Origin of the sequence: Acinetobacter sp. SAAs474, from assembly GCF_032823475.1 — a bacterium.
Lineage (GTDB): Bacteria > Pseudomonadota > Gammaproteobacteria > Pseudomonadales > Moraxellaceae > Acinetobacter.
Map to the genome: position 1 here is coordinate 1,061,645 of NZ_CP127915.1, position 16,860 is coordinate 1,078,504.

At 36.7% G+C, this 16,860-nt stretch carries 13 protein-coding genes; 7 read left to right on the plus strand and 6 right to left on the minus strand.

Annotation, left to right across the window (positions count from 1 at the left end; genetic code table 11):
• Positions 1 to 107: 107 nt before the first annotated feature.
• Complete coding sequence (htpG, locus tag QSG86_RS05920) at positions 108 to 2,024, plus strand: molecular chaperone HtpG (protein ID WP_317030653.1); 1,917 nt, start codon at positions 108 to 110, stop codon at positions 2,022 to 2,024.
• A 119-nt stretch (positions 2,025 to 2,143) separates the two neighbouring features.
• On the opposite strand, the gene QSG86_RS05925 is transcribed toward htpG, so the two are convergent.
• Positions 2,144 to 2,842 (minus strand): DsbA family oxidoreductase, encoded by a 699-nt coding sequence (locus tag QSG86_RS05925; RefSeq protein WP_317030654.1) that lies wholly within the window; start codon positions 2,840 to 2,842, stop codon positions 2,144 to 2,146.
• A 203-nt stretch (positions 2,843 to 3,045) separates the two neighbouring features.
• Here QSG86_RS05925 and QSG86_RS05930 point away from each other — a divergent pair, with 203 nt between their 5' ends.
• Positions 3,046 to 3,804, plus strand: a complete 759-nt coding sequence (locus QSG86_RS05930) for a hypothetical protein (RefSeq protein WP_317030655.1) — start codon at positions 3,046 to 3,048, stop codon at positions 3,802 to 3,804.
• A 139-nt stretch (positions 3,805 to 3,943) separates the two neighbouring features.
• Here QSG86_RS05930 and QSG86_RS05935 read toward each other — a convergent pair whose 3' ends face one another.
• The 3 genes from QSG86_RS05935 to fadB all read right to left on the minus strand — a co-directional run bounded on the left by QSG86_RS05935 (position 3,944) and on the right by fadB (position 8,323).
• Positions 3,944 to 4,558 (minus strand): hypothetical protein, encoded by a 615-nt coding sequence (locus QSG86_RS05935; RefSeq protein ID WP_317030656.1) that lies wholly within the window; start codon positions 4,556 to 4,558, stop codon positions 3,944 to 3,946.
• Positions 4,559 to 4,982: 424 nt separating this feature from the next.
• Positions 4,983 to 6,155, minus strand: coding sequence for an acetyl-CoA C-acyltransferase FadA (gene fadA / locus QSG86_RS05940; RefSeq protein ID WP_317030657.1), 1,173 nt, complete (start codon positions 6,153 to 6,155; stop codon positions 4,983 to 4,985).
• A gap of 14 nt (positions 6,156 to 6,169) precedes the next feature.
• Positions 6,170 to 8,323 (minus strand): fatty acid oxidation complex subunit alpha FadB, encoded by a 2,154-nt coding sequence (gene fadB, locus QSG86_RS05945; protein WP_317030658.1) that lies wholly within the window; start codon positions 8,321 to 8,323, stop codon positions 6,170 to 6,172.
• A 647-nt stretch (positions 8,324 to 8,970) separates the two neighbouring features.
• Here fadB and lpxO point away from each other — a divergent pair.
• Both lpxO and QSG86_RS05955 read left to right on the plus strand, forming a co-directional pair.
• Entirely contained in the window at positions 8,971 to 9,885 is a 915-nt protein-coding gene (gene lpxO, locus QSG86_RS05950; RefSeq protein WP_317030659.1) for a lipid A hydroxylase LpxO, read from the plus strand.
• Between the two features lie 404 nt (positions 9,886 to 10,289).
• On the plus strand, positions 10,290 to 10,721 hold the full coding sequence (locus tag QSG86_RS05955; protein WP_317030660.1) for a PH domain-containing protein: 432 nt from the start codon (positions 10,290 to 10,292) through the stop codon (positions 10,719 to 10,721).
• Positions 10,722 to 10,852: 131 nt separating this feature from the next.
• Here QSG86_RS05955 and QSG86_RS05960 read toward each other — a convergent pair whose 3' ends face one another.
• Positions 10,853 to 11,899 (minus strand): AAA family ATPase, encoded by a 1,047-nt coding sequence (locus QSG86_RS05960; protein ID WP_317030661.1) that lies wholly within the window; start codon positions 11,897 to 11,899, stop codon positions 10,853 to 10,855.
• Positions 11,900 to 12,101: 202 nt separating this feature from the next.
• Between QSG86_RS05960 and uvrC the strand changes: the two genes are divergently transcribed.
• Entirely contained in the window at positions 12,102 to 13,901 is a 1,800-nt protein-coding gene (gene uvrC, locus QSG86_RS05965) for an excinuclease ABC subunit UvrC (protein ID WP_317030662.1), read from the plus strand.
• A gap of 262 nt (positions 13,902 to 14,163) precedes the next feature.
• Positions 14,164 to 14,748, plus strand: a complete 585-nt coding sequence (gene pgsA, locus QSG86_RS05970; RefSeq protein ID WP_317032680.1) for a CDP-diacylglycerol--glycerol-3-phosphate 3-phosphatidyltransferase — start codon at positions 14,164 to 14,166, stop codon at positions 14,746 to 14,748.
• Between the two features lie 218 nt (positions 14,749 to 14,966).
• On the opposite strand, the gene QSG86_RS05975 is transcribed toward pgsA, so the two are convergent.
• Positions 14,967 to 15,731, minus strand: a complete 765-nt coding sequence (locus QSG86_RS05975) for an IclR family transcriptional regulator (protein WP_317030663.1) — start codon at positions 15,729 to 15,731, stop codon at positions 14,967 to 14,969.
• 514 nt (positions 15,732 to 16,245) lie between these two features.
• On the opposite strand from QSG86_RS05975, the gene QSG86_RS05980 reads away from it, so the two are divergent.
• Positions 16,246 to 16,563, plus strand: coding sequence for a monooxygenase (locus QSG86_RS05980; protein ID WP_317030664.1), 318 nt, complete (start codon positions 16,246 to 16,248; stop codon positions 16,561 to 16,563).
• The last annotated feature ends 297 nt before the right edge of the window (positions 16,564 to 16,860 follow it).

The following is a 16,860-nucleotide window of genomic DNA, read 5'->3' on the forward strand; positions in this document are numbered from 1 at the left end:
CTTAAAAAATAAAAAAACTCGTCTCATAAGGATTGAAAAATAAAAAATTCACACCATTCAATATAACAATTGAAAATTATTGCCGTATTATAGAAAAGGAGTAAACCATGAGCGAGCAAAGTCAAAAACATAGCTTTCAAGCGGAAGTAGCTCAACTATTACATTTAGTGACCCATTCTCTTTATTCAAATCCAGAAATCTTTTTAAGAGAATTAATTTCAAATGCATCAGATGCCTGTGATAAATTGCGTTTTGAAGGCATTAATCATCCTGATTTTTATGAAAATGATCCAGATTTGCATGTTCGTGTTAGTCTTGATAAAGAACAAAAAACCATTACTATTTCAGATAATGGCATTGGTTTAAGCCAACAAGAAGCGATTGATAATTTAGGAACTATTGCAAAGTCTGGCACCAAAGATTTTATGTCGAAATTAACGGGTGATCAGAAATCTGATGCACAGTTAATTGGTCAATTTGGTGTTGGATTTTATTCAGGCTTTATTGTTGCAGATAAAATTACCGTTGAGTCACGTCGCGCAGGCCTAGCAGCTCAAGAAGGTGTTCGTTGGATCAGTGGTGGTACAGGTGACTTTGAGGTTGAGCAAATCGAAAAAACCAGTCGTGGTACCGATATTATTTTACACTTACGTGATGATGCTGTTGAATATTTAGAAAGCTACAAAGTTAAGCAAATTATTAATAAATATTCTGATCACATTAGTTTGCCAATTGAAATGCAAAAAGAAGTTTGGCAACAAGAAGAAGTGGCTGAAGGTGAGGAGGCTCAACCAGGTCAATATGTTAAAACAGATGAATGGGAAGCCATTAACTCAGCAAGTGCCTTATGGACACGACCGAAATCAGAGATTACGGATGAGCAATATACAGAATTTTATAAAAATCTAACCCATGATTTTCAGGCTCCTTTGGCTTGGTCACATAACCGAGTTGAAGGTAGTACCGAGTATACACAGTTGTTGTATATTCCAGGTAAAGCACCTGGTGACATCTTTACACGTGAAGCCAAAGCCGGTATTAAACTGTACGTAAAACGTGTCTTTATTATGGATGATGCGGATAATTTGATTCCAAATTATCTACGTTTCGTACATGGTGTGGTGGATAGTGCTGATTTACCATTGAATGTAAGTCGTGAATTATTACAAGAGAGCCGGGATGTTAAAACCATTCGTGAAGGAAATACACGTCGTATTTTAACCGTTCTTGATCAGCTGGCTAAATCTGAAGATGAAAAAGATCAAGAAAAATTTGCGACTTTCTATACAGAGTTTGGTTCTGTATTAAAAGAAGGTTTAGGTGAAGATTTTACTAATCGTGAACGAATCTTAAAGTTGTTGCGTTTTGCAACCTCGAATCATGATGAAGTTACTACCTCATTGGCAGCATATAAAGCGCGTATGAAAGAAGGGCAAAAAGCGATTTATTATGTGACAGCAGATAATTTAAATGCAGCCAAAAACTCACCACAACTTGAGTTGTTTAAGAAAAAAGGCATTGAAGTCTTATTAATGACAGAGCGTGTCGATGAATGGGCAATGGAATTTGTGCATGAGTTTGACGGTGTTGCCATGCAAAACGTTGCCAAAGGCGCTGTAGATTTGGGTGATTTACAAGATGCTGAAGAGAAAAAAGCATTAGAGGAAGCGGCTGAACAATTTAAACCTGTGGTAGATAAATTGGCAGATGCATTAAAAGCCAAAACCAAAGAAGTTCGTGTCACTACACGTTTGGTTGATTCTCCAGCATGCTTGGTGACCAGCGAAGGTGAACTTTCTCCACAGTTAATTCGTATGTTAAAACAAGCAGGTCAGGCAGTACCAGAGAATAAGCCAATTTTAGAAATTAACCCGCAACATCCTTTGGTTCAAAAGCTGGAAACTGCATCACAATTTGATGATTTAGCTAATGTGATTTTTGATCAGGCGGTGATTGCTGAAGGCGGTTTACCAGAAGATCCTGCTGAATATGTTAAACGTATTAACAGTTTGTTATTAAAATAATCGTTTATATTGAGCTTAAAAAAATGCCAATCCATAGGATTGGCATTTTTATGACTATTTTATTTTGAGTATATTGATCAACTAAAGCTCATCGTATACAAGCAGTATTATGACAAATATTATGTTTGAGGTGGTTGAGATGGTTCTGTACTAGATATTGCAGCATTTTGTTCGCTATCTATCGGTGCTGGATTTTGTAAGGCTTTTTCTAATACTTGCAAGAAAACTTCCCGAGGCTGTGCGCCTGCTAAAGCAATACGTTGATCAAAGACAAAAAAGGGTACGCCAGTTACTTTGAGTTGTTCTCGTGCGATTTCCTCATCAAAACGGACAAAATCTGCATACTGATCAGAATCGAGTACATCGTCAACTTCAACAGGATTCAGCCCAATACGTGCAGCAACATCCTCAATGGTTTCACGTTCACCAATGGCTAAACCTTGCGTCATATAGCTATAGAAAAAAGCCTCTTCGGCTTCCGAGCCCAAGCCTTTGCTTTGTGCCAGATGAATGATACGATGAGCGTTAAAAGTATTGCCTGAATTGGCATTTTCCCAATTAAATTCAATGCCTTCAGCTTGAGCCATCGTTGCAATTTGTCGTTGCATTTCTTCAACTTCAGTCACACTTCGACCATATTTTTGCGCTAGACGCTCTGAATTTGATATATTTTGGCGAGCAGGTGCTTCTGGATCTAATTCAAAACTATGCCAATGAATTTCTAATTCAATCTCTGCTGCTATCGCAGCCGCTTCTAGGCGCTTTTTACCAATATAACAAAAAGGGCATACCACATCGGACCAAATATCTACGCGCATAATCTATCTCAATTTTATCGTTCTATTAGAAATGGGGACCAAATGTAAGAATAAAAGCATAAAATGAGCATTCTATTTTAAATGCCGATTTTAAAATTACAATATATTGAAAGATATCAATAATATTTTATTTTTAGCCATTTAAAAAAGCATGTTAGTATAAAAATACAGCGTACAGTTTAAGCAGATAAGAGAGTTTATCGATGCGTAGAATCGTGCTGGTGATTACCCTGATTACCTTGGCTATTTTTGGTTTGCTGTTTTATCAATATCATCAACAGCAAAAAGAGCAGCAACAGTTTGCAATCTATCAACAAGTATTAAATCAAAAATCGGGTGAAATTTATCAACAAGCCACAGATTGGTCAAAGCCGATCTCCATTGATAGCCATGATCCGCGTTTGACAGCTGAATTTCAAACGATGGCAGATTTTACCTTAACCATGATGCAACGTAATGCTGAACTCAGAAATGCTTATCTCTTAAGAGCATTGCATACAATTGGCTGGGATCAATTTTTGAATGTCGAACGTTTAGCTAAAGATAAGCAACAGCATTATTCAGAAACAGAAAAAATGTTACAACAGGTTCAAATTACGATGGATTTATACCAAAAAAATTTAGACCAGCAACAGCAGCAAATTCAAAATCAAATTAACAATTTATCGATTAAGGCCAGATTGCGTCGTTATCTGACTAAAACTTTAGCTCAAACAAATCCCCTTGATGATCATCAAACGTTATTTAAACTAGAAAAATTACGTTTGCAAAAAGCACAACAACTGTTTCAATTACTTAAAAAGCATCGCTGGATCAATCAAAATCAGATGATCATGCTTTATGATCAACAGGTCGTCACGCAGTTTAATACGCTTTATCAAGATATCGTACAAATTGACCAACAGATTAATCAATTGTCTTTACATCATCAAACGGCCTTGAAAAAATCTTTATCACATTAGCTGTACGAGCAGATACTATTTTTCATAGCGTAGCTCAAGTGAGCTAAGTAACAACTGCAACGCCTAATTTTTTATTAGGCGTTATGGGTGATTAAGTCTGAATTAATATAATTTAAATCAGCACCTGTTGTTTATACCATTAATCTGCTTGCTTTTTAAAAATAGAGAAAAAGCCTTTTTTCTTTTCATTCTCTATTTTTTGTTCGGCATCTTGTTTCGCTTTATCTGCCTTTTGTTCTACATCTTGTTTAGCGATATCGGTCTTTTGTTCAAGATCGCGTTTGGTGATATCAGTCTTTTGTTCAAGATCACGTTTGGCGATATCTGCTCTTTGCTGAAGTGCTTGTTTTTCTAAATCGGCTTTTTGTTCTACAGCATATTTGGCTTCTTTACTTTCTGCTTTAATCATGGCCTTATCGGCTTTTGCTTGCTGGTCAATCGATTGCAGCACATGATGACTTTCAGTTTTAATGGCCTCTTTCTCTACTTTTGCATCTGAACCTAAAGCTTGAGTGGCATCTTTTGTTGCGATTTTAATGGCCATTTTATCTGCTTTCGCTTTTTCATCTACCGCATGTAATGCTTGTTTTGAATTATTTTTGATCATTTTTTTATCTGCTTTGGCTTCTTTTTTAATCACTGCCAATGCAGTATTGCTTTTCGCTTCAGCAGTTTTGTCTACAGTTGTTGCTGCCATTGTTGAGGTTGCAGTAGCCAATAAGGTAATAGATAAAACGGTTGTGATGTTATTCATATTTAAATCTCAAAAGCTAGTTTTTTAGAAAATAATATATTAAATATTAAACCTGTTTGATCTAAAGTAATGATTTAACTTTGTTTAATTACCGTTACTTGTATAAATATTAAGCTGATTTAACATATTTAAAACAAAGTCTATGCTGAAGACAGTCTCTCATTTTTATGACTTTAGTATTTTAATTTGCCTGTATAGCAAGCAGAGTTGATATGGCATCAGGACCTGATTGGTGGCGATTGTATCATCGCTCTTTTAATCTAAAGTGGATGATATTGATCAAACTGATTGGAATGTAGCATAAATTTTTTAGATGACATTGTTACGTTTATGGAAGACAGTGATTCGTTACTCACCATGATCGTTTTAGAAAAAAATGACCCCATCATCTCGATGGGGTCATTTTAACAGTGCTTAAATAAAATTAAACACGCTCAATAATTGTTGCAATACCTTGGCCTAGACCAATACACATGGTCGCTAGACCAATTTGAGTATCTTGCTGTTCCATGACATTGAGCAGGGTTGTGGTAATACGTGCACCTGAACAGCCCAATGGATGACCGAGTGCAATTGCACCACCATGAAGGTTGACAATATTTTGCTTGTCATAAAGTCCTAAGCCTTTAAGGACTGAAAGACTTTGTGCCGCAAAAGCTTCGTTCAGCTCAATGGTTTGAATATCAGCTAAAGACAGTCCTGCACGTTTAAGCGCTTTTTGTGTCGCAGGTACAGGACCATAACCCATAATTGCTGCATCACAACCTGCTACTGCCATTGAGCGAATAACAGCACGTGGTTTTAGTCCTAAAGCTTGTGCGCGTTCATAAGACATCAATAACATTGCAGATGCACCATCTGATAATGCTGAAGAAGTTGCCGCAGTAACGGTACCACCTTTAGGATCAAATACAGGGCGTAAAGATTCAAATGCTTTTAAATTTGCGTCAGGACGAATGACTTCATCAATATCGCAAAGCTGTTTAAATCCATTGGCATCATGTCCTTCAATACCAATAATTTCATTTTTAAAACGGCCTTCTTCAGTTGCTGCCCATGCACGAAGATGCGATTCTACACCAAAGGCATCCTGTTCTTCACGACCAATTCCATTCATACGACCTAACATTTCTGCAGTTAAGCCCATCATATTTGAAGCTTTTGCATAATGTTTAGATGCTTCGGGATTGATATCAATACCATGTGTCATAGCAACGTGGCCCATATGTTCCACACCACCAATAATAAAGATATCCCCTTGGTTGGTTGCAATTTGAGCTGCTGCAGTATGAATGGCCTGCATCGATGAACCACAAAGACGATTTACAGTTTGACCTGCAACCGTTTTGGGTAAATCAGCCAATAATGCAATATTGCGACCAATATTCATTCCTTGTTCTAAGGTTTGATTCACACAACCCCAGATTACATCTTCAACTTCGTTGACATCGAATTGGTTACGAGCAACTAGCGCACGAATCAAATCAGCAGACATACTGTCAGCACGTACATTGCGGAACATACCGTTTTTGCTTTTGCCCATGGCAGTACGTACACCATCAACAATTACAACGTCACGTGGGTTTAAATTAGCCATTCGCGTCCGCTCCCTTAACCGTAGAATGTTTTATTATGAGTTGCCATGTCACGCAACATTTGAGGTGCTTCATAAGCCTTACCAAGATGTGCGTATTTATCACAAAGTGCGACATATTCAGCAACACCTGTTTGGTCAATATAACGACATGGACCACCACGGAATGGTGGGAAACCCACACCCATAATCATGGCCATATCTGCTTCAGCTGCGGTTGCTACAATTTTATCTTCTAAACAACGTACTGTTTCATTGCAGAATGTGAGCATTAAGCGATCAATAATCTCTTGGGCATCAAATTCATGTTTTGCAGTTGTTGCAACGGATGCCACCAGTTCATAAGCGACAGGATCAACCACTTTGGCTTTTTTACCTTTACGGTCTAATTCATATTTGTAAAAGCCAATGTCATTTTTTTGACCAAGACGTTTATTTTCATACATCACTTGAATAGAACCTTTATAGTCAGGTTTCATTCGGTCAGGATAGCCTTCAGCCATCACTTCTGCACCATGAACACCAGTATCAATACCGACTACGTCCATCAGATAGGCAGGACCCATTGGCCAGCCAAAACGTTCCATGACCTTATCAATTTGTTGGAAATCTGCACCATCTTTAAGGAGCAGATCAAATGCGCCAAAATAAGGGAAAAGTACACGGTTCACCAAGAAGCCAGGGCAATCATTTACGACAATTGGTGTTTTGCCCATTTTTTGTGCTAAAACAACAGTCGTTGCAATCGCTTCTTCTGAGGTTTTTTCACCACGAATCACTTCAACCAATGGCATCATATGCACTGGATTAAAGAAATGCATACCGACAAAATTTTCAGGACGTGTTAATGCCTTAGCCAAACGGGTGATTGAAATCGTTGATGTATTAGATGCGATAATAGTGTTGTCGCGGACTTTACTTTCAGTGTCTTTCAGTACAGCTTCTTTAATTTTTGGATTTTCAGTGACTGCTTCAATCACAATGTCCACTTCTTTAAATTCATCATAGCTTAAGCTTGGACGAATACGTGCGAGAATTTCTCCCATTTTTGCTGGGCTAATTTTTCCACGTGTCACTTGTTTGGTGAGTAGGTTATTTGCTTCAGACATACCCAGTGCAAGTTGAGGATTACCAATATCTTTCATGATAATTGGTGTACCTTTACTGGCAGCTTGATAGGCAATACCACCACCCATGATGCCTGCACCGAGTACAGCCGCTTGGTTGACTGGATGCGCGCCTTTCTCATGTTTTTTTGCAGATTTTTTGACGATTTGGTCATTTAAGAATAGACCGATCAGTGCATTTGCCTGTGGTGTGACCGCAGCTTTAGCGAATCCTTCTGCTTCAAATTTTAATGCTTCATCACGGACTAAGCTAGCACCCGCCTGTAAAGAATCTAACAGTAATTTTGGTGCTGGATATTGTGCTGGATTTGCTTTTGCTAAAACGACACCACGTGCAGAATTGAATGCCATCATTTGTTCAATTGGATTCAACTTGACTGGATCTATTTTTTCTTGGCGTTTTGCTTTCCAATCTAAACGACCAGAGATTGCTTGTTTGACTAAGTCAATCGCAGCTTCTTGCAATTGGTCTGCTGTAACTACCGCATCAACAGCACCATCTTTCAGTGCAGCTTCTGGTTTTTTAGGTGTTGCGGTTGCCATCCATTCAATAGCATTGTCGATACCAATCAGGCGACTGAGACGGACTGTTCCACCAAAACCTGGGAATAAACCCAATTTAATTTCAGGTAAGCCAACTTGAGCAGTTTGTGACATAACACGATAATCACAGACCAAACACATTTCAAAACCGCCACCTAACGCAATACCATTTATGGCAGCGACTTTAGGAATATCGAGGTCTTCAAATGCATTGAATACTTGGTGTACTGGAATTGACCATTCCACAATTGCAGCTTCACCTTTGGCAAAGTTTTCACCAAACTCCGTGATGTCTGCACCAACAATAAATGTGGATTTACCTGAAGTAACAATTAAACCTTTGATCTGATCATTGGTTTTTACTGCCTCAATGGCAGCTTTAAAATCTTCAAGTGTTGCTCGGTTAAATTTATTGACCGATTCACCTTGTAGGTCAAAGCGGAATTCTGCGATTCCGTCCGAAAGCATTTGGACGGTAATGGCATTGCCAGCGTGGATCATGCCTGATCTCCTTTATTTTGGAGGACTTTTAAGTGGTTGTTGTGAAGTGTATGCGAAGTCCTGCATACATTTTTACTTCGCTTATCTTACGATAACTATATCCAAAAAGAGCAGAAGAAATTGTTTTAAGCTGTGACGCTAGGGTCATATATTCAATGTTTAACTGCTTTAACATTAACCTTTTTCATTTTGAGTATAGATAGAGCTATAAGATTTTTCATTTATTCATTGTAGACCGCCTCTCTTTTATATTCGCAATCATAAGGATAATTCAAGTTCTATTTGTTGTATTTTTTAGTCAAAAACAGTAAACCATGTAAGTTTACTTTGCGTGTTAATAAGATAAGTTAAATTTAAAAAGTTACTGTTTTATAATGTAAAAAATTAAACTAACTGCTCAGTCTAAACCAGATTATGTGGAGAGAATAAAATAATCGTTATCCGATATTTTATAAAGATGACTATTATGGCGATAGAGAAATAGAGTACTGAATCACGCTTGTCAATCATGGGTGAGTTTGGCGAAATGATCTGTTTAAAAATGAGTTATTCAAGAATTTAATTTTTTGCTACAATGAGAAAAATTTTTAATAAATGCATCATACCGTATGTGTATTGAAACCTAAGCATTTTCATTAGGTAATTTTATGATTAAGTGGATTATATTGGCAATTTTTGTCTTGTCGGCATTGTATATTCAACAACGCGGCAAGGTTCGCCATTCTTTTTATCGTCAGTTTTTTGATCATTCGACGATTCTTGCACCGATTAACTATTTAATGTATCTCTTTTCAAAGGTACCTAACCAACCCTATATTGATACACAATATTTTAAAGATTTAAAAGTGCTTGATGAGCATTGGGAAATGATTCGTGATGAGGCAAAAGCATTATATGCACAAGGTGGAATCAAAGCATCGGATAAATATGATGATTTAGGTTTTAATTCCTTTTTTAAAACGGGATGGAAACGTTTTTATTTAAAATGGTATGACTCAGCACATCCTTCTGCGGCAGAACTTTGTCCAAAAACGACGGCTTTACTCAAAACCTTACCTTCAATTAAGGCTGCAATGTTTACGGAATTGGCACCAGATAGCCGTTTAGTCCGTCATCGTGATCCTTATGCAGGTTCATTACGTTATCATTTAGGTCTAATGACACCTAATGATGATCGTTGTTTTATTGATGTTGATGGCCAGCGCTATTCATGGCGTGATGGTGAAAGCGTGGTATTTGATGAAACCTATATTCATTATGCTGAAAATACCACTGAACAAAATCGAATTATTTTCTTTGCTGATGTTGAGCGACCATTAAAATCTAAATTAATGCAACGCTTTAATCACTGGTTTGGTCAAAAAGTCATGACTGCAGCAAGTTCACCAAATGAGGCAGGCGATCAAACTGGCGGTTTAAACAAAGCATTTGGTTATATTTATCAGTTACGTATTAAAGCCAAAGCATTGAAAAAGACCAATCGTTCATTGTATTACTTTTTAAAGTGGTTTTTGATGTTGGGTATTTTTTTCTTAATTTTTATACGTCCATATGTATTTTGATACAGTGTTTTAAAACACGATCTGTTCGCGTACATTACTGTCTGGATCGTAAAGCACTTAATTTACAGCTTTAAAACTGAGTCCACTGATTGATGATGCCAAGTACTTCAGTTGCTTGGCATTTTTTTAGCACTGAAGTAAAGTTACTCTGCTAATCAACAAGATTAGTGTCAGCAATATAGTTGATTGAGTATATAGATGATTAAGCATACTTATTGTTGATTATAGAATATGCGATTTGATGTATTTTAAATTTCAGCATCTCCCCATTTTATTTTATTATCGTCTTTATAAATAAACGTGTCGTTGCAAAGCATACAAATATAGAGTATCTGCTATGTATCGAAATAAAAATTTTTGATGATTTTTATATTTATAACACCCTATTAACAAGGATAAAGATAATGCAAAGGTTTCGTTCAAAGATAGATTGGTGGGTGATAGCATTTGTTGTATGTATGACGGGGTTGTTGGGAGAGTTATTACTTACCATGCAGGCAAAGGGTAATATTGTGGCATATCCATTTCATAGTACGGTCTATATGCTCACGATCATTTTGATCTGGTGGCCGATTTTGAATACACGTTATATCGTGGATCAACATCACTTAACAATCCATTGTATGTTTTTAACATGGAAAATTAAGTTAAGTGATATTCAACATATTTCACCTACTAATAACTCCGTTTCTTCACCTGCTTTATCACTGAAACGACTTAAAATCGAATATTTAAAATCAGGCCAAAGTAAGTTTGTTTTAATATCACCTCGAAATCAAACTGCATTTTGTCAGGCATTACAACGCCATGCTCCAGATATTTCTTATAAGCTTTAACTTATATGATGATTTCATAGTGTTCAATAATCAGAGTACCCAAACATTTAAGGCACTTTAGATGATTGGATAACTCAGCATGTTATAGCCACGGCAGCACTGAGCGAGTCATGACTTTTTAAGACACGGCTTTAATTTTTTATGATCAGTTGTTGATTTTTACAGTCAATATAACAATGTGATTGCTGTGGATGCTTTAAAAAATACATCGCCAATAAAGGCTCTAATTCAACTCTAATTTTTCGTGTTAAATGTCGTGCACCATAACGAATATCATGCTGATGAGAAAAATAGGCCTTTGCGGTTTCACTCAGATCAATATGACGTTTTTGTAGCATTAAGCGTTGATTTAATTTGTTTAGCTCGATATTGACCAAGTGTGGTAAAGCATCATCTAAAATTGTTTGGTAGTGTAAAATACGATCAATACGATTAATGAATTCAGGATCAAACTGACGTTGTATTGCGTTATTGATGATATTTTCTGTTGAAAAGCGTTTGAGTAAAATTTGTTGTACTTTTGCAGGAAAAAAATTAAGTTTATCCAAATATTGCTGTGCGGTATGTGCACCAATATTGGAGGTCATAAAGATCATACAGTTTCTAAAATCAAGCGTTTTAGTTCCTGCGGTTAACTTGAGTTTACCTGTATCCAATACATTCATTAAGCCCCGAATTACTTCGGGTGATGCTTTTTCTAATTCATCAAATAGTATAATGCCAGGACGTGTATGACTGCCTTGAATCGCAGCTTCGTCAAATAGACTATGACCCTCTTTAGAGCCAACATAGCCTGGTGGTGCACCTGTGAGTGCCGCAGCATAATGTGCTTGTGCAAGTGTATTCATATCAATTCGACAAAAAGCATCAGCATGACCATAGATCGCTTCAGCAATCAGACGAACCGTTTCTGTTTTACCAACACCTGTTGGACCAAGCATTAATGTGACAGCAAGTGGACGATCAGGGTTGGAAAAATCTGCTTTTACCACATGCAGCATGTTTTCAATTTCTTTTAGTGCTGCATCTTGTGCAATGATCCGTTGACGTAAATGTTGCATTACCAAATGTGGTTCGAAGTGAAAGCGGGGTTGGGTGATCAAACGGTTTTTTTCAGATGAGTGATCGTTCGATATCAGCGGTTGAATGATATGTGGAGCATGATTATGACTCATCATGGAAAATCCTTAACTGAATTTTAATATCAACAGATGTTATATTTCAGCATAACAAATAGATGTCCGATCACTGATAGTTTTTAGCAATCATATGATTGTTAGAATGAAGTAAATTTACTGAGCATCAAAAAATAGGCTTGAAAATATGAATAAAATCATTACATCATGTTTTAAGATAACAATACTGTGAATAAGGCATTTTGTGAACGAAAACGCGCGACAACATATTGAAAAAATTTTAGCCAATATGACCACTTTACCTGGCGTATATCGTATGCTGGGTAAAGAGGGAGAGTTATTATATGTTGGTAAAGCCAAAAATTTAAAAAATCGTGTCGCCAGTTATTTTGTTAAAACCATTGATCACCCTAAAACGCAAGCCTTAGTTGCACGTATTTATGATATTCAAACTTTGGTGGTTCGTTCTGAAACAGAAGCATTATTACTTGAACAGAATTTAATTAAATTACATCGTCCTCCTTACAATATTATGCTAAGGGACGATAAATCTTATGTTTATATTTTTATTTCAGCAGATCAGCCTTATCCACGTATTGCTTCTGGTCGAGGTAAGGCGAAGCACGGCATAGGTAAATTTTTTGGTCCTTATCCTAGTGCGTATAGTGCACGCGATACCTTGGTTGTCTTACAAAAATTATTTAATGTACGTCAGTGTGAAAATAGCTATTTTTCACAACGTAAAAGGCCATGTCTACAATATCAAATTAAACGTTGTTCAGCACCTTGCGTTGGTTTGATTTCACCACAGGATTATCAAGAGGATGTTGCGAACTCGATTCGTTTTTTAAGCGGAGATACCAAGCAGCTTGATCGAGAGTTGATTGCTAAAATGGAGGCTGCTGCTGCTGATTTGGCATTTGAAAAAGCTGTTTTTTATCGTGATCGTATGGCGTTATTGCGAGAAGTCCAATCACAACAAGCGATTTATACCTTAAAAGGTGAAGCTGATATTATTGCGATTGCTTATCAGGCTGGAATGACTTGTGTCCAAATAATGCATGTCCGTCATGGTAAAATGTTGGGTGGGAATAGCTATTTCCCTGATATGTTGGGTGATGATTTGGGACAGATGTTGTCTAACTTTTTGGCTAATTTTTATTTTCAAGTTGCAGATGAGATACCTGCTGAATTAATTGTCAATGTTGATTTACCAGATCGTCAAGAGTTACAAGCAGCATTACAGCAGCATTTTCAACAAAAAATACAGATTAAATCACAAGTTCGTGAAACACGTGCAGAATGGCTTGAGTTGGCTAGCATGAATGTTCAGCATGCAATTCAAGGTAAGCTGGCCAACCATTTTGAATTAAAAGAGCGTTTTTATCAATTAGAACAAATACTCGGGCGTTCAGTAGATCGTATCGAATGTTTTGATATTTCTCATACGATGGGAGAGGCAACAATCGCTTCTTGTGTGGTCTTTGATCAAGGTGGTGCACGAAAACGTGATTATCGACAATTTGCTATCAATGATATTGTCGGTGGTGATGACTATGCAGCAATGCGACAAGCATTAACACGTCGTTATCAGAAAAATATCTTACCGGACTTGTTGTTAATTGATGGTGGTCGGGGGCAATTACATATGGCTATGGAGGTGATGCAAACACTTGGCTTGGATGCTTTTATGATTGGTGTATCTAAAGGAGAAGGGCGTAAACCCGGCTTGGAAACTTTACATTTCACAGATGGTCGTAAAATACAGTTAGCAGAAGATCATAAAGCTTTACATTTGATTCAGCAGGTACGCGATGAGGCGCACCGCTTTGCAATTACCAAACATCGTGCCAAACGCGATAAAAAGCGTGCTTCTTCTGTGTTAGAGGTGATTCCTGGATTAGGCCCCAAACGTCGTCGGGATTTATTAACTCATTTTGGTGGAATTCAAGGCGTATTGAAAGCTTCGGAAAAAGATTTAACTGCTGTACCTGGTTTAGGTGAAGTGATGGCCAGAACAATTTATAAAATCTTACATGAATAATGGCGAAATTTGTTTAATGATCAACGTCGAATTGCATCATGGATCATCATGAAATGAGATATTTTATATTTGATTTATACTACAAAATATAGCCATGTATAAATATAGGACGATACTGAACAGAATGACGTGAGACCGTTGCAATTTTTGCCTAGTGACACATTTAGACATTTCGTATAAAGTGAACGCATTAATGATGGATAAGCTCTCAAATTTAGATGCGTATTTATCGTAAATTTAAGGGGAAAAACTGGCGGTGTCTATGACAACAGGTCGAATCCTGAATATACCTAATATTTTAACTTTAGCACGTATTGCCTTAATTCCTGTATTCCTTTTGGTGGTTTATTGGCCATCGCATGGAATTACTGAACAACAGGGCAGTATGACGCGTCATATTATTTTAACTGCCATTTTTATTGTTGCTGCGGTAACAGATTGGTTTGATGGTTATTTAGCTCGCACACTGAATCAAACTTCTGCTTTTGGTCGCTTCTTAGACCCTGTTGCAGATAAACTCATGGTTGCAGTTGCCTTGATTGTTTTAGTGCAATGGCAGCCTTCCATTTCTATGGCATTTGCAGCTATTGTGATTATTTCACGTGAAATCACCGTGTCTGCTTTACGTGAGTGGATGGCTGAACTTGGCGCACGTACCAATGTTGCGGTATCTACTGTTGGTAAATATAAAACAGCATTTCAAATGATCGCGATTTCAGTCTTTTTATTGAATTGGCAACCTCTTGAAATGTTAGGTTATGCCTTGTTATATACTGCGGTCATATTGACGTTATGGTCGATGTTTATTTATTTAAAAGCTGCTTGGCCATATTTAAAGCAACCTTAAGTCGTATCTGTCAGCTTGAGTGACACTCATAGAAATATCGCTTGTAAAAAAGCCCATGATGAACATGGGCCTTTTACTCTCTGAGGGTTGGTGATATCATGGATTCAACCCTAAGGAATCATAGATGACTACGAAGAACAATAATCATATTATGAGAATTTTACCTTTAATACAACTTTTTTAAAGATTAATCATGAATAAATTATTGAATTATATTGCTATTGTTGTGAAAGAATGGCGAATTTTTGCTCAATTAGATAAGCGTTTTCCTGCAAAATTTCAATTAATTTAGCCAGATTAACAAATTCAAAACGATTTCTTGATGCCAATAACGTTAACGCAAGTGGGGACTCTTTATTCGAAAATTTAATTGGTACAGAAACACCAGCAATATGAGGGTCTAATTCACCATTAGAAAAATAATAGCCTTGTTTTTTGATTTTTTTCATTTTTAGCATGAATTCACTTTCATCAGTTGCAAAACCGACTTCCGCTAATTCTGTAGCATAACGTTGGTAATAACTTAAAATTTCTTGTTTAGGTAGATGTGACATCATCACTTTGGCAGATGAGCCAACAAAAACAGGGCGTGGACAGCCACGACCATAAGACAGTAGTACTGTATTTTTAAAAATTTCATCATGTAAGTCGATACATGAATCATGATTTAAATGTGTCAGCAAACAAGAAAACTCTGTGCGTTCTACAATATCCTTCATAAAAGGAATACTAATTTGTACCAGCGGATCTGTGGTGCGTGAAATATAGTCCAAAATAGCAATTTTTGAACCTAGGGTATAATCCCCTGAAGTACCACTTAAGCGTTGTAAAATTTCTGCCGAAACCAATTCTTTAAGGTAGCGATAACTGGTAGGTTTAGATAATCCTAATTCTGCACTAATCGTATCCACATTAATGACAGGACGAGAGACTGAAAACAGGTCTAAAACGGTTAGGATTTTGCCAAAACTAGAAAGAGCCATAAGCCAGATTGCTCAATAATAAAAAACGAAAAGGTGAAATCATAAAGTTAGTTTATAACAAAATGATGAAAAGTGATGTCATGTTTTGAAACATTTAATCGATAAGCTGGTATTTTTTTACGATTACTGTCGTGCAAATGTAGTATTGCTCATGTCAGCGCATATCAATTGCATGATGAGATCATCTACTGACACGATATTGCAGGTTGTTTTTTAATCTATGATAGATTGATCATGAAAAAATGGCGAAATTGCTTTTTAAGTAATGAATAAAAATATTGAGTAGCATAGCACTTCAGTATCAAAAGCATGCCAAGCCTAGTGTCGTTGTGATATTGGTGTTATGTGCTATCAACGATGTGATAGGCCATAATGATGGTTATTTAGCGAGATTGGCTTGATCTGTGTTCAACATAGACAGAATTGACGAGTACTATCGAATGTGAATGGATTTTGATGAGATCGTCTACAATCACTTTACTTATTTTTAATAGATATTTCTAAGGAGTTTATTATGGCGGTTATTTTACAGGTCGACTTCCCATCTCAAGGACCCTTTGGTGAAGAAATGAGCCAAATGTATCAAGCACTGGCGGAGAGTATTAATCAAGAACCTGGATTAATTTGGAAAATTTGGACTGAACATCGTGATACTCAACATGCGGGTGGAATTTACTTATTTGATCATGAACAGCATGCTCAACAATATCTTAAGATGCATACGGAACGCTTAGAGCATTTAGGTATTCAAAATATTCGTGGACAGATTTTTCATGTTAATCCGGCACTTTGTCAAATTAATCATGCCGATTTTGTCAATCACGACGAGTAATATATTGAAAAGAGGAAAATATGTTTAGATTCAATATCGCTATTTTCCTCATCGCTTGTGCTGCAATATGACGAGTACTTATTTAGACAATGAACCATTTTTAATTGGAGTAAATACCGAGAGATCATCACTATTTTGAATGCCATGATTGACGTCACTCAATTTAATCTTTAGGCTTTATTTCAACCCGTTCTTTTATATTTACTGTGCTTTATCTTTTTTAATCTATGGCTCTAAGTTCAATTCGCAAGGTATTTTTAATGTCTTGCAGCTGATTTTTATTACACTTATTCTATC

Bases quoted from the DNA above. Each gene is read 5' to 3' on its own strand.
- QSG86_RS05955 (WP_317030660.1), top strand. From the start codon at position 10,290: ATGCAAAGGTTTCGTTCAAAGATAGATTGGTGGGTGATAGCATTTGTT.
- pgsA (WP_317032680.1), top strand. From the start codon at position 14,164: ATGACAACAGGTCGAATCCTGAATATACCTAATATTTTAACTTTAGCA.
- QSG86_RS05960 (WP_317030661.1), bottom strand. From the start codon at position 11,899: ATGATGAGTCATAATCATGCTCCACATATCATTCAACCGCTGATATCG.
- QSG86_RS05935 (WP_317030656.1), bottom strand. From the start codon at position 4,558: ATGAATAACATCACAACCGTTTTATCTATTACCTTATTGGCTACTGCA.
- fadA (WP_317030657.1), bottom strand. From the start codon at position 6,155: ATGGCTAATTTAAACCCACGTGACGTTGTAATTGTTGATGGTGTACGT.
- QSG86_RS05980 (WP_317030664.1), top strand. From the start codon at position 16,246: ATGGCGGTTATTTTACAGGTCGACTTCCCATCTCAAGGACCCTTTGGT.
- QSG86_RS05925 (WP_317030654.1), bottom strand. From the start codon at position 2,842: ATGCGCGTAGATATTTGGTCCGATGTGGTATGCCCTTTTTGTTATATT.
- htpG (WP_317030653.1), top strand. From the start codon at position 108: ATGAGCGAGCAAAGTCAAAAACATAGCTTTCAAGCGGAAGTAGCTCAA.
- lpxO (WP_317030659.1), top strand. From the start codon at position 8,971: ATGATTAAGTGGATTATATTGGCAATTTTTGTCTTGTCGGCATTGTAT.
- QSG86_RS05975 (WP_317030663.1), bottom strand. From the start codon at position 15,731: ATGGCTCTTTCTAGTTTTGGCAAAATCCTAACCGTTTTAGACCTGTTT.
- fadB (WP_317030658.1), bottom strand. From the start codon at position 8,323: ATGATCCACGCTGGCAATGCCATTACCGTCCAAATGCTTTCGGACGGA.
- QSG86_RS05930 (WP_317030655.1), top strand. From the start codon at position 3,046: ATGCGTAGAATCGTGCTGGTGATTACCCTGATTACCTTGGCTATTTTT.